A 23,741-nucleotide genomic window follows, 5' to 3' on the forward strand; every position below is an offset into this window, starting at 1 on the left:
GAGAACGGGACAGCGCCCAGCAAAGCGGGCACGTATCCTCCGAACTCCGATGATCAGCAAGCGGCGGTGGGGCCGACCGACGGCGGAAGGGGACCGGATGCCCGGGTGGGCTGGTCGGGGCGGGCGGCAACGACGGGCCTTCGTCGTCGGTGGGGCACTCTTCGCGATCGCCGTCGTCATGCTGGTGGCCGCGTGGCGCAGCACCGGCTTCCTCAGCGACCTGCTGCTCAACCTCGGGGCCAGCGTGGTCCTCGCGGCCATCTCGTACGTCATCTTCGACCCGTTGTTCGAGGAGGCCCGCAAGGCGCGGGTGCAGGAGCACCTCAGCTTCGACCAGCAGGCGTTCGTAACGCGGCTGCACCGCTCCGGCCGTCGGGTGCGCATCCTCGACACCTGGACGATCCTGCTCGAGCAACGGCACCGCGAAGAGACCCTGAGCGCGGTACGAGCGGCGCTCGCCAACGGCGCCCAGGTGCAGTTGCTCCTGCTCGACCCCGACTGCACCGCCGCCCAGCAACGCTCCGAGGAGCTGGAACGGCAACGGGTGGACGTGCCCCGACAGATCCGCGCCAACCTGCGCCACCTGGCCGCGTTCGCCGACGCGCTCGACGCGCGGCTGCGCCACCGCCTCCAGGTCCGGCTCTACGACGCGTCCCCGTCGATCCAGCTCTACCAGTGGGACGGGCGGGCGCTGATCTCGTTCTTCCCGATCGGGAAGTTGTCGTTCAACGTGCCGCAGCTCGAGGTGGACATGGACAGCCCGTGGGGCGGGTTCGTGCACGCCCGGTTCGAGGAGCTGTGGGAGCACGAGCAGGCCACCCTCGACCTGGAGCGGTACTGGTCGGTCATGGTCACGCTGCGCCACGACGAGTCGGACGTGGTCGAGGTACGCGTGCCGTTCGTGACGGTCGACGGGCAGCACTACGTCGACTGCCGGGGGTTCCGGGTGACCGGGCCGCTGACCGTGCGAGCCGTGCTGCCGCCCCGCGCGCCGGGCGCGGCCCCCGGGGTGTTCGCGCTGGCCGAGCCCGCCGACGGGGACCGCACGCCGGTCGCCGTGGTGAAACGGCACTTCGACCAGAAGTACGGGCACGACGACGGCGAGCGGGACGTCCGCCGACTGGTGCCGCCACCGGGCGATGCCCGTACGCCGGCGCCCCGCCCCGCGACGGCCGGTGACACGCACGCACGGTGACCCCCGACCGACCCCGTGGGCGCGGCACAGGAAACAATGGTGGTCCAGCCTGATCATCAGGAGGACCGTCGGCGTGTCGCACCGCACCGCACCGCCGTCCGGGGCGGCACAGCTACGCGCCGACTGCGGACGCTGCTTCGGGCTGTGCTGCGTGGTGCCCGCCTTCGCCGCGTCGGCGGACTTCGCCATCGACAAGCCGGCCGGCTCGCCCTGCCCCAACCTGCGCTCCGACCACCGCTGCGGCATCCACACCGAGCTGCGACAGCGTGGTTTTCCCGGCTGCACGGTGTTCGACTGCTTCGGCGCCGGGCAGCAGGTCGCCCAGGTGACCTTCGGCGGGCGGGACTGGCGGGACGCGCCGGAGACGTTGCCGGCGATGGCGGAGGCGTTCGCGGTGCTGCGACCGCTGCACGAACTGCTCTGGTACCTCACCGAGGCGGTGGCGCTGCGCCCGCCGGCCGACCTGCGCGCCGAGCTGGAACGCGCCCGCACCGATACGCTGACGCTCACCGAGGGTGACCCGGCGCGGCTTCGCGCGGTGGACGTCGCCGACCACCGGAACCGGGTCAACCCGCTGCTGTCCCGGGCCAGCGACGCGGCCCGCGCTCCCGGCGGCGCCGACCGGCGGGGTGCGCACCTGCTCGGGGTGGACCTGCGCCGCGTCGACCTCCGCCGGGCCAACCTGCGCGGCGCGCTGCTCATCGGCGCCGACCTGCGCGGAGTGGACCTCGGACTGGCCGACGTCACCGGCGCCGACCTGCGCGGGGCCGACCTGCGGGGCGCGGACCTGCGGCGCACGCTCTTCCTGCACCAGACCCAGCTGGACGCCGCCCGGGGTGACACCCACACGGAGCTGCCGCAGACGCTCACCCGGCCGGCGCACTGGACGGCGCTGCCGCTCACCCCGGTCCGTCAGCCGACCCGCTCCCCCGCCCGTCGGGGTCGTCGCCGCTAGGAACGGCCCGACCGCCGCACGCTGCCGTCACCTCCTGGAAGCCGGCGTGGACCGGGCACTGTGGGCAGCGGGCGCGGTCGCAGAGCCGGCAGAGGTGGGCCAGGCTGCCGGCGTCGGCCACCTCGTCGTGCAGCAGGGCGCGGGCGATGTCGGCGAGCTGGGCGCGCTGCTCGACGGTCAACGGGGCGAGCAGCGCGGTCAGCACCTCCTGTCGGGCGCGCAGGGTCCGGGCGGCCGCCGCCGTGCCCTCGGTGGTGAGGTGCAGGGCGCGGCTGCGCGCGTCGGTGCCGGGACGCCGCTCCACCCAGCCCTGTTCCCGAAGCCGCCGGACCAGGTGCGCGACGCCGGGCTGGGTCAGCCCCAGCACCTGGCCCAACCACTCGGCGGTCACCCCCGGCTGGTCCTTGAGGACGACGAGCGCCTCGGCGAGCGCGCCGCCGGCACCGACGGACGCGCTGACCGACGACCGCATCCGCGAACCGACGTGCAGGGCGAGTGCGCCGAGCAGGTTCGGCGAGCCGTCCTCAGGTAAATTCATAACTTGTGAATGTACCTCGCCGGGCGATGTTGCTCATCATGTTGATGACGGTGGCGCAGCTCCCGGTCGCGCTGCGGCAACTGCTCGTCGTGCTGCTCGGTCACCAGAACACCGGCAGCTTCGCCACCGCCGGCGTGGCCAGCGCCGGCTGCGGGATCGGGCTGGCGGTCACCGCGCCGCTGGTCGGCCGACTCCTGGGCCGGCTCGGCGCCCGGCCGGTGCTGCTCGCCACCGGCCTCGCCCACCTGCTCGCCCTGCTCGGCCTGGCCGCCACCACCGAACCGGTGGCGTTCGTGGCGCTGGCCACCGCGGCCGGACTCAGCACGCCACCGGCGGTCGGCAGCGGACGCGCCCAACTCGCCCGGCTCGTCGCCCCCGCCGCGCTGGCCCGCGCGTACGCGGTCAACGCCGTCGGGCAGGAGGTGCTCTACGTGGGTGGCCCCCTGGCGGTGACACTGAGCCTGCTGATCAGCGGACCCACTGCCGCGCTGCTCGCCTTCGCGGTGATCGGCAGCATCGGGCTGCTCGGCATGGTCGCCGTGCTGCCACCGCGCGAGGCCGACCGGCAGCCTCGCGAGAAGGGATCCGCGCTGCCCGGCCAGGCCACCCGCCGCACCGTCGTCGGCACCCACGTCGGCTACATGATGGGCATCGGGGCGATGTGGGTGCTGGTGCCCGCGTTCGCCACCACCGTCGGGCACCCGGACCAGGCCGGGCTGCTGGTGACCATCTGGTCGGTGGGCAGCCTGGCCGGTGGCGTGCTGCTGGCGAGCCGGGGGCGGCCCGGCAGCCCGGCGGCGGCGTACCTGACGATGCTCGGCACGCTGGCCGCCACCTCGGTGGCGCTGCTGCTGCCGCGCAGCGTGCCGCAGATGGCCGTCGCGCTGGCGGTCTTCGGTCTCGCGCTGGCACCGTTCCTCGCCGTCACCGACGAGATCCTCGCCCGGTCCACCCCGGCGGTCCGGCTACCCGAGACGTACGGGTGGTTGCAGACGGCCGGGCAACTCGGCATCGCCGCCGGCTCCGCGACCAGTGGCGTGGTCAACGACCACCTCGGTAACACCTGGGCGTTCCTGGTGGTCGTCGGCGCGCTCGCGCTGGCGCTGGTCGTCGCGCTCAGCCGCCGCCGGACGCTGCGGCTGCCGTCCGCTGCGCCGCAGGCCGAGACGGTCGGGTCGGCGGTCCCCGCCGGCGGGTCAGGTTTCGGCCGGGACGACGCCGGGTAGCCAGCGCCGACGCGGACCGGCATCGACGGGGGGCACGGCGTGGGCTACCGAAATCGTCAAGGTGAGCAGCCGGGCGACCCGCAGCACAGCGAGGACGAGGCCGGCCAAACGCCACTGGTGCAGGTCGAGGCGGACACCGAGGTCCCCGCACCGGCGGACACCGACGTCCGGCCGGACATCGTGACCGAGCCCGACAACTCGGGTGTCGCCGGTGGTTCGTCCGGCAGCAGCGGCGGAGGTTCCAGCATGCCGGGGCACCCCGACTCCACTCGCTGACCGGGGCTCAGCGGCTGGTCAGCGCGCCCCGGGCCTCGGTCATGCCCTTGTTGGCGAGCCCGTCGGCCCGCTCGTTCTCCGGGTGACCGTTGTGCCCCTTGACCCACAGCCAGGTGACCTCGTGCCGTTCGCAGGCCGCCTCCAGCCGCTGCCACAGGTCGGCGTTCTTCACCGGCTGCTTCGCGGCGGTCCGCCAACCGTTGCGCTTCCACGACGCCAGCCAACTGGTGATCCCGTTGCGCACGTACGTGCTGTCGGTGTGCAACTCCACGGTGACCGGCCGGTTCAGGCTCTCCAATGCCTGGATGGCCGCCATCAGCTCCATCCGGTTGTTGGTGGTGGGCGTGGCCTCGCCGCCGCACAGCTCCCGCTCGTGATCGCCGTAGCGCAGCAGCGCACCCCAACCACCCGGACCGGGGTTGCCGCTGCACGCCCCGTCGGTCCAGATCTGCACGCCCCTGCCGGCCGCCGCGTCCACCATGCCCGGCAACCTACCGGGCGCTGACGTCGTCCTCCCCGCTCGGGGGGCCGGCGCGCCGAGCCGTCGGCGTCGAACCCACCACAGCGGGTGGGATGGCCGGCGCGGGCCGGGTGGGGCGTAGCCGGTCGCGGACGCGGTGTGCGGCGTCACCGGCGGTCGCGGCGATCATCGGCAACAGCCGGGTCGAATTCATGATCGCGACCTCCTCGGCCGCAGTGGTGCCGCCGTCGAGGAAGCGCAGCACCCGCTCGGCCGGGTTGCGGTCGAAGAGCCGGTCGAAGAACTCGGGACCGCCCACCCCGCCCCGGTCCAGCGCCCGCAGCGCCACCGCGTCCATCCAGCGGTGCCGGCGCGGGTACGCCGGCTCAGGCACCGGCGCGCGACCCGCGGCGAGGGCGCGGGCCACCTGGTCGGCCTGCCGGTACATGGCGGAGAAGGTGAAGCCGGTGGAGGGACGGGTCGCGCCACCGGCCGTGCCGAGCCGGACCACGCGGGGGGTGGGCCGGGCCGGGAACGGCGCGTCGGTCATCGGGATCACCCCGTTCTCCACCTCACGCACCCGCAGCCCGGTCGGATCCAGCCCGAGCAGATCCCGGTAGCCGGCCAGCGCCGCGTCGTACCCGGCGTCGGTCAGCAGGTCGGGCGAGAACTCGGTGTACTCGACAAGGGCGTAGCGGTCGCTCACCGGCAGCACATACCCGAAGGAGACGCCCCGGGGCGGCTGCGGGGTACGGAAGTCCATCAGCACCGCACGCGTCGGGTCGAACACCGGCCGGTCCGCCTCCAGCCACCACCCCCGGAAGTGCTGCAACCAGGTGGTACGCCCCGCTCGCGTCGGCGGGCGGGGACGGGAGTCGAGCACCCAGCCGGCCCGTACGCCGTGCCCGTCGCCGGTGCCTACCAGCACCCGGTCACCGTCGTCGCGCACCGTCTCGGCGGGCGCGACGATCCGGGTGGCGTCGAGGCGACGTTCGGCGTCGGCAGCCCGGTCGTAGACCGGGCCGGAGCGGAGCATGGCGTACCGCAGCGGGGTGAGGTCCAGGACGCGGCGTCGCGCCGCCGTCGCCACCTCGACCTGCTGCCAACTCGCGCTGAGCAGCGGGTCCAGGTCACTGTCGGGATGACCCCAGAACGCCCAGGTGCGGTCCTGACCGCGTCGGCGCACCGGGTCGACGATGGCGATCCGCAGATCCCGGACACCGTGCCGGTCCAGTGCGGCGAGCAGCAACGACGCGGCGCCGCCGCCACCGAGCAGCGCGAGGTCGACGTCGAGCGGCGCGGAGTCGGTCACCCGCACCACGCTGCCACACGATCGCACCCGGTCACCTGCCGCCACCGACGCCCAGATTGACAGGCAACCCGTTGGTTGCATAACTTGACAGGCAACCGAATGATTGCCTGTTGCGGGGAGGGTCGATGGACGACGCGTTCCGGGCGCTGGCCGACCCCAGCAGGCGTCAACTGCTGGACCGGCTCAACGAGCGCAACGGCCAGACCCTGCGGGAGCTGTGCGACGGGCTGGCCGGCACCCGACAGGCAGTCAGCAAGCACCTCTCGGTGCTGGAGGCGGCCCACCTCGTCACGACCGCGCGGCGCGGCCGAGAGAAGCTGCACTACCTCAACGCCGCCCCGATCAACGCCATCGCCGACCGGTGGCTCAGCCGCTACGACCGCGAGCGCGCCGCCACCCTGGCCGACCTGACCACCGCATTGGAGCGACAACCCATGGAGAGCCCGACCTTCGTCTACACCACCTACGTCACCACCACCGCGCAACGACTGTGGTCCGCGCTCACCGATCCGGCGTTCACCCGTCGCTACTGGGGTGGAGTCGCTCTGGTTTCGGACTGGCAGGTCGGGTCACCAGTGCTGTGGCAGGACGCACCGGACGGCGAGCCGCGCGACCTCGGCCAGCGGGTGCTCGTCGCCGAGCCGTACCGTCGCCTCTCCTACAGCTGGCACGGCTTCCAACCCGAGCACGCCGAGCACTTCGGCTGGACCGCCGAGGAGTTGGCCGCCCGGCTCGGTGAGCGCCGGTCGACGGTGACCTTCGAGATCGAGCCGCACAGCGGGTCGACCGTCCGGCTGACCGTCATCCACGACGACTTCTCCCCCGACAGTGAGATGCACCGGGCGGTCAGCGGCCAGCTCGACGGCAGCGGCGGCTGGCCGGAGCTGATGGCCAGCCTCAAGACCCTGCTGGAGACCGGCGAGCCGATGCCCGACCCGACCGAGACCCGCTGACCCGAGACGCGCCCTGGTCCAAGATCCGAACAACTTCCGGGATGTAGTGGCCTCCGGACCGCGCGAGGCACCTACATCCCTGTTCTTGTGCGGATCTTGGACCGGCCCGGACGGTCGATCGCGGCGGTCAGGCGGTGCATTTCCGCCGTCTGCGGCAATACCTCGCCATCGACACAGCGGCGACAGCCCGACCGGATGGACATCGATCGGAGCACCGGTGCCGGTCGGGCCGTCCGGGCCTTTCCGCAGCTCTCCCCGCCTTCGGGTGGACACGTGACGGCAACGAGGATTTCTCATTTTCACCTGATCGAGGACCCAACCCACCTAGTGTTGGGCACACCGGTGCTAGTCACGGAGTTGGCCACCCGAACGACGTCCCACGCAGTCAGCGGACGAAAAGTGAGGGAAGACGCGTATGAAGGTCTCAACAGCACTCTGCTCGGCGGCGCTCGGCGTGGGCCTCGGCACGCTCCTGCTGCCAGGCGCCGCACTGGCCGACACCACCGTGTCACCGGCCACCACCCCGGTCGGTGGGACCGTCGTGCTCACCGCGACGACCTGCAACCCGAAGTCGGGTGACGCCCTCTTCCGGGTCACCGGCCCCAACCGCGACCAGAACGTCCGATCCACCACGGCCGCCGCCGGCGGCGGGCTGAGCGCCGAGCTCTTCACCGCCGGGTTCACCCTGGGCACGTACACGGTCGCGGCGACCTGCGGCGACGGCAGTTCGGCCGGCACCGCCACCTTCGCCGTCACCCCGATCGGCGGCGCGCCGGCCGGCTCCGGTGGCGACAACCGTGACACCGGCGCTCTCGCCGCCGGCGGCACGCTGCTCGGCACCGCCCTCGCCGGCGCGGTGATCCTGATCCGCCGGCGTCGTCCGGTGTCCACTGTCGCCTGATCGGCGACCGTTCCATCCCTGAGACGGGTGCCCGCGCCGGTGACACCGGTGCGGGCACCCCGACGATCCGGTACGGAGGTGCACACGTGTGGTGGCGGCGGACCCTACCGGCAGTGGTCGCCCTGCTCGGCGTGACCGGGCTCGGGCTGATCACCGTCGGCCTCACCGCCGACCCGGCGCGGCCACCACGACCGTCGGCCGACGCGCCGACCCGCACCCACCCCGCACCGGACCTCGCTCCGCTGCCACCCGCCGCGCCGGTCCGGGTGCAGATCCCCGCCATCGACCTACGAGCCGACATCGTCCCCGTCGGCGCCGACGCCGCCGGGGTGCTGGAGGTGCCGCCACTGGACCGGCCCACCCTCGCCGGCTGGTATCGACACGGGGTCAGCCCCGGTGAGACCGGCAACGCCGTCCTGGTGGGACACGTCGACGCGCCGTCCGGCCCGGCGGTCTTCTTCGACCTCGGTCGGCTCCGCGCCGGGCAGCAGGTGCAGGTCACCCGCGCCGACGCACGGGTCGCCACGTTCACGGTCGACGACGTCCGGGCGTACCCCAAGGAGCACTTCCCCACCACCCTGGTCTACGGCCCGGCGGACGCCGCCGGGCTGCGCCTGATCACCTGTGGCGGCCGGTTCGACGCGACGACCGGCAACTACGTCGACAACGTCGTCGTCTTCGCCACCCGCACCGCCTGAACCGAGCCGCCCGCCCGATCCGGACCACAGGCCCGAACCGAGCCGCTGGCCCGAGCAGCCCGCGCCGCCTCCCCGCTGTCGGGAGCCGGACCCTGGTCGGCAGAATGCGGTGGCACCATCCCCTGATCGGGACGGTGCGCCGGCGACGGGGAGGCACGCGGTGGATCAGCGACCGGTACGGGACCGGACCGGTCGGGGCGTACGCGCCCTGGCCCGTCGACTGCTCGGACGGGTCGAGGGCGACTCCCCCACCCCCCGCCGGTCCAATCCGGACGCAGTGGTCGACTGCGCCGTCTACGTCAACGGCCGCCGGGAGCCCGGTCAACAGCACTACGCCGACGCGTACGCCCGGGCGCGACACGGCCGCGACGCCTTCGTGTGGCTGGGACTGCACGATCCCGGCCCGGCGGTGCTCGCCGCGGTCGGCCAGACCTTCGGCCTCGACGAGCTGACAGTCGAACAGGCGCTCGCCGACGGGCACCGGCCCACGGTGCAGCGCCACGGGCCGGTCACGCTACTGGTCCTGCGCACCGCCGGGTACGTGGAGCACGACGAGCTGACCGACACGTCCGAGGTGATCGACACCGGGGACGTCATGGTGCTGCTCGGTGACCGCTTCGCCATCACCGTGCGGCACGGCGCCGCCGGTGCGCTGCGCAGCGTCCGCGCCGACATCGAGCGCCGCCCCTCGCTGCTGGCCGCCGGCCCGTGGGCGGTGGCGTACGCGGTCTGCGCCCGCATGGTCGACTCCTACCTGGAGGTGGCCGGGCACGTGGAACGGGACCTGGAGCGGGTCGAGGAGGCGGTGTTCGCCCGCGACCGCAGGGCCGACATCCAGCACATCTACCAGCTCAAACGCGAGGTGGTGGAGTTCAAACGGGCGGTCCTGCCGTTGCAGGCGCCGATGCGTACGCTGCTCGAACCCGACGGACCGCCGCGTGCCCTGCACCGCTGGTTCGTCGACGTCGACGGCCGGCTGAGCCGGGCGGTGGATCGGGTGGCCGCGTACGACGACCTGCTCACCTCGATCGTCCAGTCGCGACTGGCGCAGCTCGCCGTCGAGCAGAACAACGACATGCGCAAGATCGCCGCCTGGGCGGCCATCGCGGCCACCCAGACCGGCATCGCCGGCATCTACGGCATGAACTTCAACCACATGCCCGAGCTGGCCTGGCGCTACGGCTACGCCGGGGCCCTCACCCTGATGGCGGCGGCGGCCCTGTTCCTGTACCGGCTGTTCCGGCGCTCCGGCTGGCTGTGAGGCCCGCCGACGGGCTGCTCAACGGTACGCGGAGAGGAAGGCGCGGATGCGGTCGCGGGGTTTGTCGGTCATCTCGGGGCCGTGGGTGAAGGCCGCGAGGTCGTAGTCCAGCTCCCCGAGGACGTGCGCGGTCTCCCGGGTCATCTGGAAGTCGCTGCACAGCCACTTCATCGGCCACCGGACGCCGAACACGTTGAACAACGCGTCCCCGGTGATCAGCAGGCGGGTCGGCTCGTGCAGGAGCGACACGTGCCCGGGCGAGTGCCCGGGGGTGTGCACCACCCGCAGGCCACCACCGACGTCGAGCAGGTCCCCGTCGGCCAGCGGCTGGGCCACCTCGACCGCCGGAAACCGGCCGCTGTTGAGCCGGGCGAACAGCCGGCCGCCGGTCACCGTCGGGTCGCTGACCGGCGCGCGACCCGCCTCCGCGTACGGCACGTCGGCGGCGTGCGCCGCGACCGGGGCCCCGGTGCGGCGGGCCAGTTCCGCAGCGCCGCCAGCGTGATCGGGGTGGGCGTGGGTGAGGACGATACGGACGACGTCCGCCGGCACCTTGCCCATCGCCGCGAGCCCGCGCACGATCCGGGCCGGTGCCTTGGCCAGCCCGCAGTCGACCAACGTGACGCTGCCGTCGTCGTCGACGAAGGCGTACGAGTTGACGGCCGCGCGGCCCACAGTGGGGATACGCCAGACGTTCGGGGCCAGTGGCACCGCAGGGGCTCGCGTCATGTCGCGAGTCTAGGAAGGATCGTCAACTGTCGTTCTCGACCGACCGGCGGTTCCCCTGAGTTGACGGAGGGCTAACCTCGCGCGGGTGATGTGGCAGCGGTACGTGGCGATCGGCGACAGCACCACCGAAGGGCTCGACGACCCGGACGGCGTCGGCGGCTACCGGGGCTGGGCCGACCGGTTCGCCCTGGCGGTGGCCCGCGCCCAGGGCGGTCTGGAATACGCGAACCTGGCCATCCGTGGCCGGACCACCGCGTTGATCCGCGCCGAGCAGCTCCAGCCCGCCCTCGACCTGGCCCCCGACCTGGCCACGGTGGTCGCCGGCATGAACGACGTACTGCGCCCCTCCTTCGACGCGGACCAGGTCGCCGGGGATGTCGCGGCGATGCAGCAGGCACTGGTCGAGCAGGGGGCCACCGTGCTGACCTTCACGATGCCGGATCCGGCGCCCGTGATGCCGTTGGCCCGGCCGCTGCGGGGTCGCATGCTGGCGCTCAACGAGGCGCTGCGGGCCGCCACCGCGCGGACCGGGGCCACCCTCCTCGACCTGGGCGCTCATCCGGTCTCCTCCGATCCCCGGCTGTGGAGCGACGACCGGCTGCACGCCAACAGCGCCGGGCATGAGCGGATCGCCGCCGCACTGGCGTACACGGCGGGTCTGCCCGGGTTCGACGACTCCTGGACACAACCGTTGCCCCCGGCACCCCGGCGGCGCCGCGGCGAGGTTTTCGGCGCCGAGCTGGCCTGGACCCGCCGGCACCTGCTGCCCTGGCTGGTCCGGCACCTACGCGGCCAGTCGTCGGGCGACGATCGGGTGGCCAAGCGGCCGGTGCCGCTGCCGGTGCCGCTCGACTAGAACGGGTGCGGCAGGATTGGCGACGTGGGTAAGGGTGCGGGACGTCGACGGGCGAACGCGACAACGGGACGGGTGTGCCCGTGCGGTTCCGGCCGGGCGTACGCGGACTGCTGTGCGCCGGCGCACGGCGGCGAACCTCCCGCGACGGCCGAGGCGTTGATGCGCTCCCGGTTCAGCGCCTTCGCCCTCGGCGACACCGGTTACCTGCTGCGCAGCTGGCACTCCTCGACCCGACCCGCTTCCCTGGAGCTCGACCCGGGGCAGCGGTGGACCCGACTGGAGATCGTGGAGACCGAGCGGGGCGGCCTGCTCGACGCCGCCGGCACGGTGACCTTCCACGCCCACTACCGGGAGGCGGGCCGGCCCGGCACGTTGACCGAACACAGCCGGTTCGTCCGCGAGGACGGCCGGTGGGTCTACCTCGACGGTGACCAACCCTGACGGCCGTTTGGGCGTAGGATGACGTCGGCGTAGTCCTGCGCCGCACCTCCCTCCCGGCGCTCACGCCGTCGGCAACGCGGAGGCAAAGGGGGCCGTGAGCCCTCGGGACGTGGTGCCACATGCCCCACTCCGGCGGGGTCGACGGGAGCGTGAGTCCCGGTGACCGTGCCGTTGACCGGGAGCATGTGATGACCACCCAGAGATCGTTCAAGGCCCGGGTCCGTGCCCGGATGGAGAAGACCGGCGAGAGTTACACCACCGCCCGCCGGCACCTGATCAATCGGACCGTCGAGCCGGCGTCCACCGCCGCGTCCCCTCCAGCACCCACCGAACCGACCGCCTCGGCTGCCGCCGCGCAGACCGAGCGGATCGCCGACGACCTGATCCGCGCCCGGACCGGCCGTGGCTGGGACGAGTGGTTCGCAGTGCTCGACGCCGCGTCCGCCACCGAGTGGACGCACACCCGGATCGCCCGTCACCTCGCCACCGAACACGAGGTGCCGGGCTGGTGGGCACAGACCGTCACCGTCGGGTACGAGCAGGCACGCGGCCTGCGCGCGCCGGGTCAACGGCGTGGCGGTGGCTTCGAGGCCAGCGCGAGCCGGACGGTTGCCGTGCCGGCACTGCGACTGTTCGAGGCGTTCGCCGACGAGACGGCACGCGCCCGCTGGCTGCCCGACGTCGAGGTACGCCTCCGCACCGCCACCGCGCCGCGCAGCTTCCGCGCCGACTGGGCCGGGGGCCCCACCAGGATCGTCGTCGGCATCGACGCTGTCGGCGAGTCAAAGGCCCGGGTCAACGTCCTGCACGAGAAGCTGACCGGAGCCGAGCAGGCCGCGGAGCTGAAGGCGTACTGGAGGGACCGGCTCGCCGTGCTGAAGGTGTTGCTCGAGACGGATGGAGACCACCGATGACCATGACATTCATCAACCTGCCGGTGCGCGACCTCACCACCGCTACCGAGTTCTACCGGGCGATCGGTTTCACCAGCGACCAGGCCGAGCCGGACGGCGACAGCGCGGTGCTCACCATCTCCGACACCACCCGGCTGGTGCTGCACCTCCGTTCGGGCTTCGAGGCGTACACCGGGGTCGCCACGCCGGACACGGCGACCAGCCGGGAGGTGATCGTCGGGCTGTCGGCGCCGAGCCGACGGCAGGTCGACGAACTCGTCGACCAGGCGGCGGTCGCCGGCGGGGAGTCGCTCGGGCCGGGGATGGCCAACGGGCCGATGTACATGCGCGGCTTCCGCGACCTCGACGGCCACCAGTGGTCGTTCCTACACATGGCCGGCTGACAGTGCGGCCCGGCGGCGGCCTCCTCGGACCGCCGCCGGGCCGCGGTCAGTCCGCCCCGCCCGGCACGGCCGCGGCCACGCCGGTGGGCACGGCCGTCCGGCGCCGGCGGTGGGTCAGTAGCACCAGCGCGACCACGAGGTACGCCCCGGCGGTCAGCGCGAACGCCACCGCGTTGCCGGCCGTCGTGGCGAGCAGACCGTAGCCGGCGTACGTCACGATGATCAGCACGTCGGTGGCCATCCCGGCCAGGGAGGTGACGGTGGCGCGGCTGGTGCCGGTGATCCGGGCCTGGAGCCGCGCGTCGGCCAGCACGGTGGCCAACTGCGCGGCGCCGAAGGCCACCGCGAGCAGCACGAACCCCGCCGGGTGCCGGAGCAGGGCACCTCCGGCCAGCGCGACGCCGACCAGCCCCAGCAGTGCGGCGTACCCTCGGCTGCCCAGCCGCTCCCCCGCCGGGGCGAGCAGCCCGCCGACTGTCACTCCGGCCCAGAGCAGCAGGAGCAGCAGGGGTACGGCCTGCGCCCCGACGCCGGTGTCCAGGGCCAGCAGCGGGGTGTACTCGTCCAGGGCACCCCAGTCGGCGGCGACCACGGCCACCAGCAGCACGGCGGCCCGTACCGGCGGACGGGTGCGGACCTGCGACACCCCGGCCCGCAGCGTGTCCCACCACCCCAGGTCACCATCGTCGTCCGGGCTCGCGGGCAGGGCGGTGTCCGGCTCGTCCGGCCCCGGTGGTGCGGCGCCCACCGGCCGGGCGGCCATCGCCGGCTCGGCGACCGGGGCGGCTGCGGTGCCCGGCGCGCGGTGTTCCGGGAAGCGGGTGGCGACGATCGTGGCGAGCACGCAGGCGAGCACGCTGGCCGCGCCGACCAGCGGGTACCCGCCGACGGCGAGCACCGGGCCGGCGAGCACTCCGGAGACCACCACGCCCAGCACACCCGCTGTCCGCGCCCGCCCGAGCACCCGGGCGTACCGGCCGACCGCGCCGAGCCGGTCCAACTCGGTCCAGACCAACGCCTCCAACGCACCGGAGACCAGTGCGCCACCAGCGCCCCAGAGCAGGAAACCGACAGCGAACGCCGGGTACGACGGCAGCAGCACCCAGAGCGCGAAACCGGCGGCGGCCACCAGCGGGGCGAGGCACAGCAGCAGCCGGCGGGACACCACGTCGGCCCAGGCGCCGGAGGGCACCTCGAACAGGATGCCGGCGGCGGACCAGATGACGAAGAGCGACGCGATCTGCCCCACCGACAGCCCGGTGTCGGCGAAGAACACCACGTACAGCGGGTAGAGCAGGACGAGGTCACTGAGGAACGCGTACCCGTAGAGGGTCGCCGTCAGCCGACGGACCGCCGGCTCGGGCACGCGCGGAGCGATGAGGATCATGGGGCCTTCCCGTGGGAGTGGAGACGGACACCGGACGTGCGGTGCCCGTGGTGGCCCACGGGATCGGCCGACGCTGCTGGATCAATGTCGCCAGGTCATGCCCGCGATGCTAGACAACCCGCGCGGCCCCGGCCAGCGCTTTCGGCGTGCCGAGCAGCGCGAACCGTGCCAGGTGAGCGAGGCGGGGGCGGACAACGAGAGGCGGGGCGGGATCAGATCGATCCCGCCCCGCCGCCGTACCGCTGGTGTCAGCGCCGGTCGACCGGCGGGATGACAGTGGTGGTCTCACTGTCGTCGCTGGTGCGCTGCCCGGGCACCGCGCGGTCGGTGCCGCCCGTGACCACCTGGGTGGCGTCGGGGTCGACGTTGGTGCCCACCACCTGCGTGACGTCCGAGTCGGCCGAGCCGCTGACCACCTGAGTCGTGTCGTCGGTCGCGGACGGTCGGGCCGGCGTCGGCGTCACGTCGTCGAGGGCACCGCGATTGACGGCCTGGGTGGCATCGGAGCTGACCGGGAAGTGGACGACCTGGGTGGCCTCCGGGTCGGTGGGCCGGGTCACCACCTGGGTGGCGTCGGCGTCGGCGGGTCGGGTCACCACCTGGGTGGCCTCCGCGCCGCTGGTGGTGGCCGACCGACGGGCCAACTCGGCCTCGGCGTCGCGGCGACCGGCTCGGTACGCCTGGGCGTGCTCGGCGATCAGCTGCGACTCCTGCTCGGCGCGGGTCAGCCACGACTCCCAGCGGCTCTGCATCGGACGGATCAGACCGCCACCGACACCGACGACGAGGACGCCGCCGATCGTGGCCAGCACGGCGATCAGCACCGGAGTGGTGACCGCGGTGGCCACACCGATCTGGTTCAGTGCCGCGATGACACCGAGACCGAGAATGAACACCGAGGCGATGGTGGCCAGCACCCGACCGTACGACAGGCCACCGAGCGCGCCGCTGATGATGTCCTTGACCGCGTTGGCGATGGCTGCGGCGACCACGACGATGACGATCGCGACGAAGGCGCGGGGCAGCCACGCGATCACCGCGCCGAGCAGGTCGGAGATCGGGTTCGGCCCCCAGATGCCGAAGGCGAGCTGAAGGGTGAACAGCAGCACCGCGTAGTAGACGAGCTTCGCGACGATGTCACTGGCGTCGTACCGGGAGCGGCTCAACGCGCGGCGGATGCCGCCGCGTTCGACGGCGCGGTCGAAACCCACCCGTTCGAGGACCTTCTCCACGATCTTCAGTACGGCCTTGGCGATCAGCCATCCGGCCACCAGGATCGCCAGGAAGGCGACGGCCTTGGGCAGGAAGAGCATCACCGAGCGGAGAGCGTCGCCCACCGCGTCGCTGACGTTGTCACTCATCTGGTCATTCCTTAAGTGGGGCAGCCGGAACGGTCAGCCCCGGACCTACCCCCGACCCGACGCGCGGAAACGCCGACCAGGCGGGGTCGCCCCTCACGACCGGAGTGCTGGTGAGCGAACAGCACGCGGCCGCGCGGATGTGGAGTGCCCCGAACCCGCCCTCGCCGTCGAGGATCTGTACGTGGTGATGAGGTGTGCGTGTTGCGGTGTTACCTGTCCTCGGTGCTGGGCTGCACTGTGCTTGGGGAGTCGAACCCCGCGCTGCCCACCGCGCGCCAAGAAGGGTGCCGGGTTTACAGCCCGGACCTGTGTGTACACGCCTCCACAACGGCTACCTGCTCCACATCGCTGCTGGAGTCATTCAGTCCAGCAGGTCAGCCTCCCAGTTGGTGCGCTGGATCCGCACCTCGAGCTCGCGGAGCTGCCCGGCGAGCCCGTCGGCGCGTTCCCGAAGCTCGGCGACCGGCAACGCGGCGAGCATCTTCAGCTCGGAGCGGAGCTGCCGGGCCGGGTGACCACGGCCGCTACCGGCGGCGGCGTCGGCGGCCGCCGTGATGGCCGCGTGCCGCAGTCGCAGGACGTCCCGCCGGGCCAACGCGTCGGTGAGCGTTCCGAGGTCGTCGACCGACACCGTGGCGTTGGTCCGGTTGATGCGCCGGATCAGCGTCTCCAGGTTGTCGAGGACCTGGTCCAGCTCGGCCATGAGCACAGTGGCGTCCTCCGGAGGCAGCTCGCCCTCCTGGTACCGGGCGCTGCCGTTGATCCGGGTCCGCAGCTGCTCGACCCGTCGTGCCGCCTCGGCGCGTTCGGTCAGCGCCTCACCAAGTTTCATCTTCCACCCCCGAGTCAGCGGCCAGGTTAGCGGATCGTTGATCTTTTCGCCGGCTGGTTTTCCGGCTGCCCGTTGGGGGTGGGCGCCCTCTAGCGCGCGGGCGAGTCTTGGCAATATTCTCCGGAGTACGTGCGGCCACTGGAGCTACTTTTCATCCCCCCGCCGTCGGCCGCAGGAGGAGATGCAATGCACGTCGACCATTCCGAAGTGGATCGCCGGACGCTGCTGCGGGCCGGTCTCGGCGCCGCCACGGTCGCCGTCGTCGGGAGCGAACTCGCCTTCCCAGGCGCGGCGCAGGCCGCGCCGGGCACCGACCTGGACTGGATCATCAGCTGTGACGAGTGGGCCGCCCGCCCGCCGAAGGACCCGCTGTCGGTGAGCGCCATCGCCACCAACAAGATCATCGTGCACCACATGGCGTTCCCGAACGTCACCGACTACTCCCGCGAGCAGGCGGTCAAGCTGGCCCACGACTGCCAGGACCTGCACATGGACGGCAACGGCTGGTCGGACACCGGCCAGCACTTCACTGTCAGCCGTGGCGGGTACGTGCTGGAGGGTCGCCGGGGCAGCCTGGAGCGCCTCGAAGCCGGCGACCGGCAGATGATCTCGGCGCACTGCCCGGGTGAGAACGGCCGGGCCATCGGCATCGAGAACGAGGGCACCTACGTCACCGAGACGCCACCCGAAGCGTTGACCGACTCGCTGGTCAAGCTCTGCGTCGCGATCTGCCGGCAGTACGGGCTGCACGCGCACGACATCTTCGGCCACTGGGACTTCCGCACCACCGAGTGCCCGGGCGCGGCCTTCTACCGGCAGTTCCCCGAGCTGCGGCGGCGGGTGCACGCCGCCCTGGGCACCAAGCTCGGTGACGTGCCGGCGCGCCGCTGGCCGGACCTGTGGCGTTTCGTCAATTCCCCCTCGGTCCGGGTGGTGCAGCACCTGCTCGCCTACCGGGGCTACCCGGTGACCGTCAGCGGCACGTTCGACGCCGCGACCGTCGCGGCGGTGCAGGACTGGCAGGCCCGCAACGGCATCGCTGTGGACGTGGACGCCACGCTCACCACGCCGACCTGGGAGACCCTCGCTCCGGAGCTGGACCAGCACGCCACCGGAGCGCCGGTCACGGCCGTGCAGGAAATCCTCGCCACCAAGGGGTACGCGGTCACCGTCACCGGGGCGTACGACCACGCCACCCGGAGGGCGGTGCAGGACCTTCAGGCGCTGCACGGTCTGCCCCGCAACGGCAAGCTCAGCACGAGCACGTGGTGCACGATCGTCGGCGGATCGGTCCGCGAGTCGTTCCGGCACCGCTGAGCGCGTGGTGGCGGTGCGGGGCGCACCCGCACCGCCACCAGCCAGCTCACCGGTTTGATCCGCCGCCCGGGCGGAAAGAACCCCGGGCATGACCTGGGCCCGTCGAGCCGTACCCGCTGTCGCCGCCGCCGTCGCGGCCCTCGCCGCGCGGGACCTGATCCAGCGCGACCACGCGCTGCTGCGCAACTTCCCGGTCCTCGGCCGCGCCCGCTACCTGTTGGAGACGATCGGGCCGGAGCTACGGCAGTACATCGTGGCCGGCAACAACGAGGAACGGCCGTTCACCCGCGACCAGCGCCGCTGGGTGTACGCGTCGGCCAAGCAGGAGAACAACTACTTCGGTTTCGGCACTGACAACGACATCGAGTACACCCCCGGGTACCCGATCATCAAGCACCGTACGTTCGGCCGTGCCGTGCCGCCGTCGTCACCGACCGCCGGTCACGACGTGCGGTTGCCCAGCGCGAAGGTGCTTGGCGCGGCACGGGGACGCGCCCGGGCGTTCCGACCGGAGTCAGTCGTCAACATCTCCGGGATGAGCTTCGGCTCGCTCTCCGGCAACGCCATCACCGCGCTCAACAAGGGGGCGGCGCTCGCGGGCTGCCTGCAGAACACCGGCGAGGGTGGCCTGTCGCCGTACCACCGCAACGGTGGTGAGCTGGTCTTCCAACTCGGCACCGCGTACTTCGGCTGCCGCGACGAGCACGGCCGGTTCAGCCTCGACCGGCTGAAGGACCTGGTCGCCGGCGCACCGGTGCGGGCGCTGGAGATCAAGCTGAGCCAGGGCGCCAAGCCGAGCCTCGGTGGGCTGCTGCCCGGGGCGAAGGTATCCGCCGAGATCGCCGCCACCCGGGGCATCCCGGCCGGTCAGGACTGCGTCAGCCCGTCCCGGCACGCCGAGTTCTCCGACTGCGACAGCCTGCTCGACTGGGTGGAGCTGCTGGCCGCCGAGACAGGACTGCCCGTCGGCATCAAGTCGGCGGTCGGTGACCTGAGCTTCTGGCAGGAGTTGGCCACCCTGATGCGGGACACCGGCCGGGGTGTGGATTTCGTGACGATCGACGGCGGCGAGGGCGGCACCGGCGCCGCACCACTGATCTTCACCGACTCGGTGTCGCTCCCGTTCCAGCAGGGCTTCTCCCGGGTCTACAAGATCTTCGCCGAGCACGGCCTGCACGAACAGGTGGTCTTCGTCGGCGGCGGCAAGCTCGGCCTGCCGGACAACGCCATAGTGGCGTTCGCGCTCGGCTGTGACCTGATCAACGTCGGTCGGGAGGCGATGCTGGCGATCGGCTGCATCCAGGCGCAGAAGTGCCACACCGACACCTGCCCGACCGGCGTCGCCACCCAGAACGCATGGCTCTCCCGGGGCCTGGACCCGACGTTGAAGTCGGTCCGGGCAGCCAACTACCTGCGGACGCTGCGCCGGGACCTGACCAAGGTCGCCGAGGCCTGCGGCGTCGAACATCCGGGCCTGATCGGCACCGACGCCGTGGAGATCCTGGACGGCCGCACCGGCTCCACCCCACTGCACCAGGTGTACGGCTACCGGCCGGAATGGGGACTGCCCTCACCCGCCGACCAGGCGGAGATCATCCGACTGATGGCCCCGGAGGCACCCCAGGGCGGCAGCGCCCCGCCCTCCGCCACCGCCGTCGGCTGAGATCGCGCCCGCCCAGCCAGCGTGGACAGGGGTCCCAGGCCCGGGGCAGCCTGCATGCCGGCGGCCGGGCCACCGGTCGCTCGGGTCGCAAGCCCCGATCGCGGATCGGCTTGATGACCGTGCGGCATCGTGATGACTCACAGACATCAAGCGTTTTCCCGCCATGTCCGCGAAGCGCCGCGATAAACGCGTGGAGCTGGCGACACGCCGCGTCTATGGTGGCGCGGTGCTGATCAGACGCGAGACACCCGCCGACGTCGACGCCGTTCGGGCGGTGCACTCCGCAGCCTTCGCCAAGGCCGACGGCGGTGACGGCGTGCCGGTCGAGGCGACCCTTGTCGACGCGCTGCGCGCCGACGAGGGCTGGCTGCCCGCGTACTCCCTGGTGGCGACCGATTCGGACGGCCACGTGGTGGGGCACGTGGTGGCCACCCGCGGCCGGGTGGGCGGTGCGCCGGTGGCGTTGGGCCTGGGGCCGCTGGGTGTGTTGCCCACCTGGCAGCGACGAGGGGTCGGCAGTGCGTTGATGCACGCGGTGCTCGGCGCTGCCGACGCGCGGGACGAACCCCTGGTGGTCCTGCTCGGGCATCCCGACTACTACCCGCGCTTCGGGTTCCGGCCGGCCGTCGAGCTGGGCGTCACCCCGCCGCAGCCGTGGGGGCCGCAGTACTTCATGGCTCGGCCGTCGCACGCGTGGCGCGAGTCGATCCGGGGCGAGTTCCGCTACGCCGGCCCGTTCGACGACCTGTGAACCGACCCGCTATCCGTCGGCGGCGTGCCACCGACCTGGACGGCTGCGTCGCGGCGCTCGCCGAGGTTCACCGGGTCGACGGGTACCCGCTGAACTGGCCCGCCGACCCGCACCGCTGGCTGCGCGAGCCGCACCCGGCGCGAGCCTGGGTCGCCGTAGACGCCGACGCGGCCGTCGTCGGACACGTCGCGGTACACCGGATCCCCGATCAGGTGGACGGGCCGCCCGGCCGACCGACGGCCGAGGTGGCTCGTCTCTTCGTAGCGCCGAGAGCCCGTGGGTTGGCGCTGGGCAGCGCGCTGCTGGACCGGGCCCGCCAGTGGGCGGACAAACGCGCAACGGACCTGGTGCTGGAGTTGGCCGGCGGTGGCACCGCCGCCGCCGCGCTGTACGAGCGCGCAGGATGGCGGTGTGTCGGCACCAGCACGGCACCATGGACCGCTTCCGACGGCGGCCCGGTGTCGCTGCGCCACTACACGCTGCGTCACCGCGCGCCGGGCTCCGACGTCGCACCGGCCAGCGCCGCGAGGCGACGGGCGAGCCGGCCTGCGGCCTCGCGCAGCTCGGGAGGCTCCAGCACCTCCATCTCGTGATCCAGGCGGGCGAGGTGCGCGGCGAGCCAGTCCAGGTCGTCGCCGCCGACGACCAGCACGCACCATCCGTCGCGGTCGTCCTCGACCCGCCCCACCTGTGGTGGGACCACCTCCCGCAACCGCTCCGGTTGGGCGTGCACCCGCACCCGGGCGAGGTAGCGGTACGGCGCACCGGTCACGGCCCGCTGCACGAAGGCGACCGGATCCGGGTGCTCGCGCGCCGCGAAACGCCAGGTCGTCGCCACCGCCGCCCGCATCCGGTCCAGCCGGAACGTCCGCCAGTCGGCGCGGTCGACGTCCCAGGCCATCAGATACCAACGGCGGCCGGTCGTGACCATCCGGATCGGCTCGACCGTCCGTTCCCGCTCACCAGCGTCCCGGCCGGGATAGTGGAATCGAACGCGTACCCCGTCCCGACAGGCGCGGGCGAGTGTCACCAGCAGCTCCGCGTCGATCTCGGCGACCGGGCCGATGAGGGTGTCGGTGGAGCCGTGCACCGCCCGCACCTCGGCGCGGAGCCGCGACGGCATCACCTGGTCGAGCTTCGCGAGGGCCCGCAGCGCGGCCTCGCTCGCCCCGGCGACAGTGCCCCCGGAGGCGAGCCGCAGAGACACCGCCGTGGCGATCGCCTCCTCGTCGTCGAGGAGCAACGGCGGCAGCCGGGTGCCGGCACCGAGTTGGTAGCCGCCGCCGACGCCCGACACCGCGTGCACCGGGTAGCCGAGTGTCCGCAGACGCTGCACGTCGCGGCGCACGCAGCGGCCGGTGACCCCCAGCTCGGCGGCGAGTTCGGCGGCCGTCCAGGACAGACGTCGTTGCAGCAGCGCCAGAAGGCGCAGCACCCGCTCGGTCGTCGCCTCGACGGTCACCAGTCGATCGTTGCACTGATAGCGGAACATCCCTGTCCGCTATCAGCGAGAGGCTGGGATCATGACCGACCAGAACAGGAAGCAGGGATCCGCCGTGACCCGCTACGTCCAGATCACGTTCGACTGCGCCGACCCGGCGGGGTTGGCCACGTTCTGGGCCGAGGCGCTCGGCTATCAGGTGCAGGCCCCACCCGGGAACTTCGAGTCCTGGGACCAGGCGCTGGAGGCGATGGGTGTGCCGCCGGAGAACCGCAACGACGCGTCGGCGGTGGTCGACCCCGAGGGCTCGCGACCACGGCTGTTCTTCCAGCGGGTGCCGGAGCACAAGCAGGTGAAGAACCGCGTCCATCTCGACGTACGCGCGGCCCCCGGGCTGGAGGGTGACGAACGGATGGCGGCCCTGGAGGCGGAGGCCGAGCGGCTCGCCTCACATGGCGCCAGGCGGCTCAGTAGGCACGAGCCCACTCCCCCGTTGGGCGCCGGTCATCTCATCATGGCCGACCCCGAGGGCAACGAGTTCTGCCTCGACTGACCGGCGTTCGCGCAGCTCACCGCCGCACTGGCCGGGCGTCATGCGAACATGTGTACGTGTCGTCCGGCGCCAGCATCCTGCACGCCGACCTGGACGCGTTCTACGCGTCGGTCGAGCAGCGCGACGACCCGCGCCTGCGTGGGCGGCCGGTGATCGTCGGTGGCGGCGTGGTGCTGGCGGCCAGCTACGAGGCGAAGGCGCGGGGCGTCCGCAGCGCGATGGGCGGCCAGCAGGCGCGAAGGCTCTGCCCGGACGCGATCGTCGTGCCGCCGCGGATGTCGGCGTACACGGCGGCGAGCCGCGCGGTCTTCGAGATCTTCCGGCAGACCACACCGCTGGTCGAGGGGCTCTCCATCGACGAGGCGTTCCTCGACGTGGGTGGGCTGCGGCGGCTGGTCGGACCACCGGCCGAGATCGCCGAACGACTGCGCCGGGAGGTCCGCGAGCGGGTCCACCTGCCGATCACGGTGGGAGTGGCCCGCACGAAGTTCCTGGCCAAGGTGGCCAGCGGCGTGGCGAAACCGGACGGCCTGCTGGTGGTCGCACCGGACGCCGAGCTGGCGTTCCTGCACCCGCTGCCTGTGGAACGGCTCTGGGGCGTCGGCCCGGTCACGGCCGCCAAGCTGCGCGAACGCCGGATCCGTACCGTCGGGGAGGTGGCCCGCCTCGGTGAGGCGGCGCTGGTGTCGCTGCTCGGGGCGGGCGCCGGCCGGCACCTGCACGGGCTGGCGCACAACCACGACCCCCGGGCGGTGCAGGTGGGGCGGCGGCGCGGTTCGATGGGCGCGCAACACGCGCTGAGTCGCGGCCCGCACGCCTCGACGGAGTTGGACGCCATCCTCGCCGGCCTGGTCGACCGGGTCAGCCGGCGGATGCGGGCGGCCGGGCGGTCCGGCCGCACAGTGGTGTTGCGGCTGCGCTTCGGCGACTACACCCGGGCGACCCGCTCGCACACGGTGGGTAAGGCGACGGCGGACACGACGCCACTGCTCGTCGCCGCGCGTACGCTTCTACGCACGGCACTGCCCGAGATCGATCGCCGTGGAGTCACACTGATCGGTGTCTCAGTGGGCAACCTCGACGACAACCCGGTCCAGCCTGAGCTGCCGTTCCAGCCGGACCCCGGGTCCGATCTGGACGCTGCGGTCGACGCGGTCCGCGACCGGTTCGGATCAGCGGCGCTCACTCGGGCGGTATTGCTCGGCCGGGAGCCGAAAGTGGAGATGCCACTTCTGCCGGACTGACCGATAAGCGTGCGCTGTCCACGGCCGAGTTGCGATCAGAGACACATCACAGCAGGTCGGCGGTTTAGCCGGCGGCTGACGGGTGACCCTTGGG

General features: G+C 72.6%; 25 protein-coding genes and 1 pseudogene. 18 read left to right on the forward strand and 8 right to left on the reverse strand.

Annotated features, from left to right (window positions below):
• Positions 1 to 49: 49 nt before the first annotated feature.
• Both OG992_RS07125 and OG992_RS07130 read left to right on the forward strand, forming a co-directional pair.
• Positions 50 to 1,195 carry a DUF5919 domain-containing protein gene (locus tag OG992_RS07125; protein ID WP_266302738.1) on the forward strand — a complete coding sequence of 382 codons (1,146 nt, stop codon included), beginning with the start codon at positions 50 to 52 and terminating at the stop codon, positions 1,193 to 1,195.
• A gap of 73 nt (positions 1,196 to 1,268) precedes the next feature.
• Positions 1,269 to 2,150, forward strand: coding sequence for a pentapeptide repeat-containing protein (locus OG992_RS07130; protein WP_238682745.1), 882 nt, complete (start codon positions 1,269 to 1,271; stop codon positions 2,148 to 2,150).
• Here OG992_RS07130 and OG992_RS07135 read toward each other — a convergent pair.
• The gene (locus OG992_RS07135) at positions 2,095 to 2,688 is read right to left on the reverse strand and encodes a MarR family winged helix-turn-helix transcriptional regulator (protein ID WP_238682744.1); all 594 of its coding nucleotides are present in this window, start codon (positions 2,686 to 2,688) and stop codon (positions 2,095 to 2,097) included. The genes OG992_RS07130 and OG992_RS07135 overlap by 56 nt on opposite strands.
• A 5-nt stretch (positions 2,689 to 2,693) precedes the next feature.
• Between OG992_RS07135 and OG992_RS07140 the strand changes: the two genes are divergently transcribed.
• The gene (locus OG992_RS07140) at positions 2,694 to 3,914 is read left to right on the forward strand and encodes an MFS transporter (RefSeq protein WP_266302739.1); all 1,221 of its coding nucleotides are present in this window, start codon (positions 2,694 to 2,696) and stop codon (positions 3,912 to 3,914) included.
• 39 nt (positions 3,915 to 3,953) lie between these two features.
• Positions 3,954 to 4,190, forward strand: coding sequence for a preprotein translocase YidC (locus OG992_RS07145; protein WP_238682742.1), 237 nt, complete (start codon positions 3,954 to 3,956; stop codon positions 4,188 to 4,190).
• Between the two features lie 7 nt (positions 4,191 to 4,197).
• On the opposite strand, the gene rnhA is transcribed toward OG992_RS07145, so the two are convergent.
• Together rnhA and OG992_RS07155 are read right to left on the reverse strand one after the other, a co-directional pair.
• Positions 4,198 to 4,671: a ribonuclease HI gene (rnhA, locus tag OG992_RS07150; RefSeq protein WP_091406604.1), complete on the reverse strand. Its 474-nt coding sequence runs from the start codon at positions 4,669 to 4,671 to the stop codon at positions 4,198 to 4,200.
• A 10-nt stretch (positions 4,672 to 4,681) separates the two neighbouring features.
• A complete protein-coding gene (locus OG992_RS07155; RefSeq protein WP_238682741.1) occupies positions 4,682 to 5,962 on the reverse strand; it encodes a lycopene cyclase family protein in 1,281 nt (426 codons plus the stop codon).
• 125 nt (positions 5,963 to 6,087) lie between these two features.
• On the opposite strand from OG992_RS07155, the gene OG992_RS07160 reads away from it, so the two are divergent.
• The 4 genes from OG992_RS07160 to OG992_RS07175 all read left to right on the forward strand — a co-directional run bounded on the left by OG992_RS07160 (position 6,088) and on the right by OG992_RS07175 (position 9,775).
• Positions 6,088 to 6,915: a metalloregulator ArsR/SmtB family transcription factor gene (locus tag OG992_RS07160; protein WP_238682740.1), complete on the forward strand. Its 828-nt coding sequence runs from the start codon at positions 6,088 to 6,090 to the stop codon at positions 6,913 to 6,915.
• A 415-nt stretch (positions 6,916 to 7,330) separates the two neighbouring features.
• Positions 7,331 to 7,816, forward strand: a complete 486-nt coding sequence (locus OG992_RS07165; protein ID WP_091406610.1) for a hypothetical protein — start codon at positions 7,331 to 7,333, stop codon at positions 7,814 to 7,816.
• Positions 7,817 to 7,902: 86 nt separating this feature from the next.
• The gene (locus tag OG992_RS07170; protein ID WP_266302740.1) at positions 7,903 to 8,514 is read left to right on the forward strand and encodes a class F sortase; all 612 of its coding nucleotides are present in this window, start codon (positions 7,903 to 7,905) and stop codon (positions 8,512 to 8,514) included.
• A gap of 160 nt (positions 8,515 to 8,674) precedes the next feature.
• On the forward strand, positions 8,675 to 9,775 hold the full coding sequence (locus tag OG992_RS07175) for a magnesium and cobalt transport protein CorA (RefSeq protein WP_238682738.1): 1,101 nt from the start codon (positions 8,675 to 8,677) through the stop codon (positions 9,773 to 9,775).
• A gap of 18 nt (positions 9,776 to 9,793) precedes the next feature.
• Here OG992_RS07175 and OG992_RS07180 read toward each other — a convergent pair whose 3' ends face one another.
• A complete protein-coding gene (locus tag OG992_RS07180) occupies positions 9,794 to 10,504 on the reverse strand; it encodes an MBL fold metallo-hydrolase (protein WP_266302741.1) in 711 nt (236 codons plus the stop codon).
• A gap of 88 nt (positions 10,505 to 10,592) precedes the next feature.
• Here OG992_RS07180 and OG992_RS07185 point away from each other — a divergent pair, with 88 nt between their 5' ends.
• The 4 genes from OG992_RS07185 (at position 10,593) to OG992_RS07200 (ending at position 13,098) form a co-directional block, all read left to right on the forward strand.
• Positions 10,593 to 11,360 carry an SGNH/GDSL hydrolase family protein gene (locus OG992_RS07185; protein ID WP_266305169.1) on the forward strand — a complete coding sequence of 256 codons (768 nt, stop codon included), beginning with the start codon at positions 10,593 to 10,595 and terminating at the stop codon, positions 11,358 to 11,360.
• 24 nt (positions 11,361 to 11,384) lie between these two features.
• Positions 11,385 to 11,801 (forward strand): YchJ family metal-binding protein, encoded by a 417-nt coding sequence (locus tag OG992_RS07190; protein ID WP_266302742.1) that lies wholly within the window; start codon positions 11,385 to 11,387, stop codon positions 11,799 to 11,801.
• Positions 11,802 to 11,989: 188 nt separating this feature from the next.
• Entirely contained in the window at positions 11,990 to 12,715 is a 726-nt protein-coding gene (locus OG992_RS07195) for a hypothetical protein (protein WP_266302743.1), read from the forward strand.
• A complete protein-coding gene (locus OG992_RS07200) occupies positions 12,712 to 13,098 on the forward strand; it encodes a VOC family protein (protein ID WP_266302744.1) in 387 nt (128 codons plus the stop codon). The genes OG992_RS07195 and OG992_RS07200 overlap by 4 nt, the downstream gene beginning before the upstream one ends.
• 46 nt (positions 13,099 to 13,144) lie before the next feature.
• Here the strand turns inward: OG992_RS07200 and OG992_RS07205 are convergent, their stop codons facing one another.
• The 3 genes and pseudogenes from OG992_RS07205 to OG992_RS07215 form a co-directional block, all read right to left on the reverse strand.
• On the reverse strand, positions 13,145 to 14,485 hold the full coding sequence (locus OG992_RS07205; protein ID WP_266302745.1) for an MFS transporter: 1,341 nt from the start codon (positions 14,483 to 14,485) through the stop codon (positions 13,145 to 13,147).
• 632 nt (positions 14,486 to 15,117) lie between these two features.
• Positions 15,118 to 15,846, reverse strand: a pseudogene (locus OG992_RS07210) (hypothetical protein); the annotation flags it as partial.
• Positions 15,847 to 16,207: 361 nt separating this feature from the next.
• Positions 16,208 to 16,678, reverse strand: a complete 471-nt coding sequence (locus OG992_RS07215; protein WP_238682731.1) for a DIP1984 family protein — start codon at positions 16,676 to 16,678, stop codon at positions 16,208 to 16,210.
• A 207-nt stretch (positions 16,679 to 16,885) separates the two neighbouring features.
• Between OG992_RS07215 and OG992_RS07220 the strand changes: the two genes are divergently transcribed.
• From OG992_RS07220 to OG992_RS07235, 4 genes are all read left to right on the forward strand, one after another.
• Positions 16,886 to 17,995 (forward strand): N-acetylmuramoyl-L-alanine amidase, encoded by a 1,110-nt coding sequence (locus tag OG992_RS07220; RefSeq protein WP_238682730.1) that lies wholly within the window; start codon positions 16,886 to 16,888, stop codon positions 17,993 to 17,995.
• Between the two features lie 88 nt (positions 17,996 to 18,083).
• Positions 18,084 to 19,658, forward strand: a complete 1,575-nt coding sequence (locus tag OG992_RS07225) for an FMN-binding glutamate synthase family protein (RefSeq protein ID WP_266302747.1) — start codon at positions 18,084 to 18,086, stop codon at positions 19,656 to 19,658.
• 226 nt (positions 19,659 to 19,884) lie between these two features.
• Positions 19,885 to 20,409 carry a GNAT family N-acetyltransferase gene (locus OG992_RS07230; protein WP_266302748.1) on the forward strand — a complete coding sequence of 175 codons (525 nt, stop codon included), beginning with the start codon at positions 19,885 to 19,887 and terminating at the stop codon, positions 20,407 to 20,409.
• Positions 20,406 to 21,002, forward strand: a complete 597-nt coding sequence (locus OG992_RS07235; protein WP_266302749.1) for a GNAT family N-acetyltransferase — start codon at positions 20,406 to 20,408, stop codon at positions 21,000 to 21,002. Before OG992_RS07230 ends, OG992_RS07235 begins: the two co-directional genes overlap by 4 nt.
• On the opposite strand, the gene OG992_RS07240 is transcribed toward OG992_RS07235, so the two are convergent.
• The gene (locus OG992_RS07240; protein WP_323181945.1) at positions 20,894 to 21,871 is read right to left on the reverse strand and encodes a YafY family protein; all 978 of its coding nucleotides are present in this window, start codon (positions 21,869 to 21,871) and stop codon (positions 20,894 to 20,896) included. The two genes, OG992_RS07235 and OG992_RS07240, sit on opposite strands and share 109 nt — an antisense overlap.
• Positions 21,872 to 21,932: 61 nt before the next feature.
• Here OG992_RS07240 and OG992_RS07245 point away from each other — a divergent pair, with 61 nt between their 5' ends.
• Together OG992_RS07245 and dinB are read left to right on the forward strand one after the other, a co-directional pair.
• Positions 21,933 to 22,403, forward strand: a complete 471-nt coding sequence (locus tag OG992_RS07245) for a VOC family protein (protein WP_266302751.1) — start codon at positions 21,933 to 21,935, stop codon at positions 22,401 to 22,403.
• Between the two features lie 56 nt (positions 22,404 to 22,459).
• Entirely contained in the window at positions 22,460 to 23,647 is a 1,188-nt protein-coding gene (gene dinB / locus OG992_RS07250; protein WP_266302752.1) for a DNA polymerase IV, read from the forward strand.
• The last annotated feature ends 94 nt before the right edge of the window (positions 23,648 to 23,741 follow it).

The sequence above is a fragment of the Micromonospora sp. NBC_00362 genome, from assembly GCF_026342155.1.
GTDB classification, from domain to species: Bacteria; Actinomycetota; Actinomycetes; order Mycobacteriales; family Micromonosporaceae; genus Micromonospora; species Micromonospora hortensis.

What these genes read in the sequence shown, in the direction of transcription:
- OG992_RS07125 (WP_266302738.1), top strand. Translation starts at nt 50, where the DNA reads ATGATCAGCAAGCGGCGGTGGGGCCGACCGACGGCGGAAGGGGACCGG.
- OG992_RS07135 (WP_238682744.1), bottom strand. Translation starts at nt 2,688, where the DNA reads ATGAATTTACCTGAGGACGGCTCGCCGAACCTGCTCGGCGCACTCGCC.
- rnhA (WP_091406604.1), bottom strand. Translation starts at nt 4,671, where the DNA reads ATGGTGGACGCGGCGGCCGGCAGGGGCGTGCAGATCTGGACCGACGGG.
- OG992_RS07160 (WP_238682740.1), top strand. Translation starts at nt 6,088, where the DNA reads ATGGACGACGCGTTCCGGGCGCTGGCCGACCCCAGCAGGCGTCAACTG.
- OG992_RS07165 (WP_091406610.1), top strand. Translation starts at nt 7,331, where the DNA reads ATGAAGGTCTCAACAGCACTCTGCTCGGCGGCGCTCGGCGTGGGCCTC.
- OG992_RS07180 (WP_266302741.1), bottom strand. Translation starts at nt 10,504, where the DNA reads ATGACGCGAGCCCCTGCGGTGCCACTGGCCCCGAACGTCTGGCGTATC.
- OG992_RS07185 (WP_266305169.1), top strand. Translation starts at nt 10,593, where the DNA reads ATGTGGCAGCGGTACGTGGCGATCGGCGACAGCACCACCGAAGGGCTC.
- OG992_RS07195 (WP_266302743.1), top strand. Translation starts at nt 11,990, where the DNA reads ATGACCACCCAGAGATCGTTCAAGGCCCGGGTCCGTGCCCGGATGGAG.
- OG992_RS07200 (WP_266302744.1), top strand. Translation starts at nt 12,712, where the DNA reads ATGACCATGACATTCATCAACCTGCCGGTGCGCGACCTCACCACCGCT.
- OG992_RS07205 (WP_266302745.1), bottom strand. Translation starts at nt 14,485, where the DNA reads ATGATCCTCATCGCTCCGCGCGTGCCCGAGCCGGCGGTCCGTCGGCTG.
- OG992_RS07215 (WP_238682731.1), bottom strand. Translation starts at nt 16,678, where the DNA reads ATGAAACTTGGTGAGGCGCTGACCGAACGCGCCGAGGCGGCACGACGG.
- OG992_RS07225 (WP_266302747.1), top strand. Translation starts at nt 18,084, where the DNA reads ATGACCTGGGCCCGTCGAGCCGTACCCGCTGTCGCCGCCGCCGTCGCG.
- OG992_RS07245 (WP_266302751.1), top strand. Translation starts at nt 21,933, where the DNA reads ATGACCGACCAGAACAGGAAGCAGGGATCCGCCGTGACCCGCTACGTC.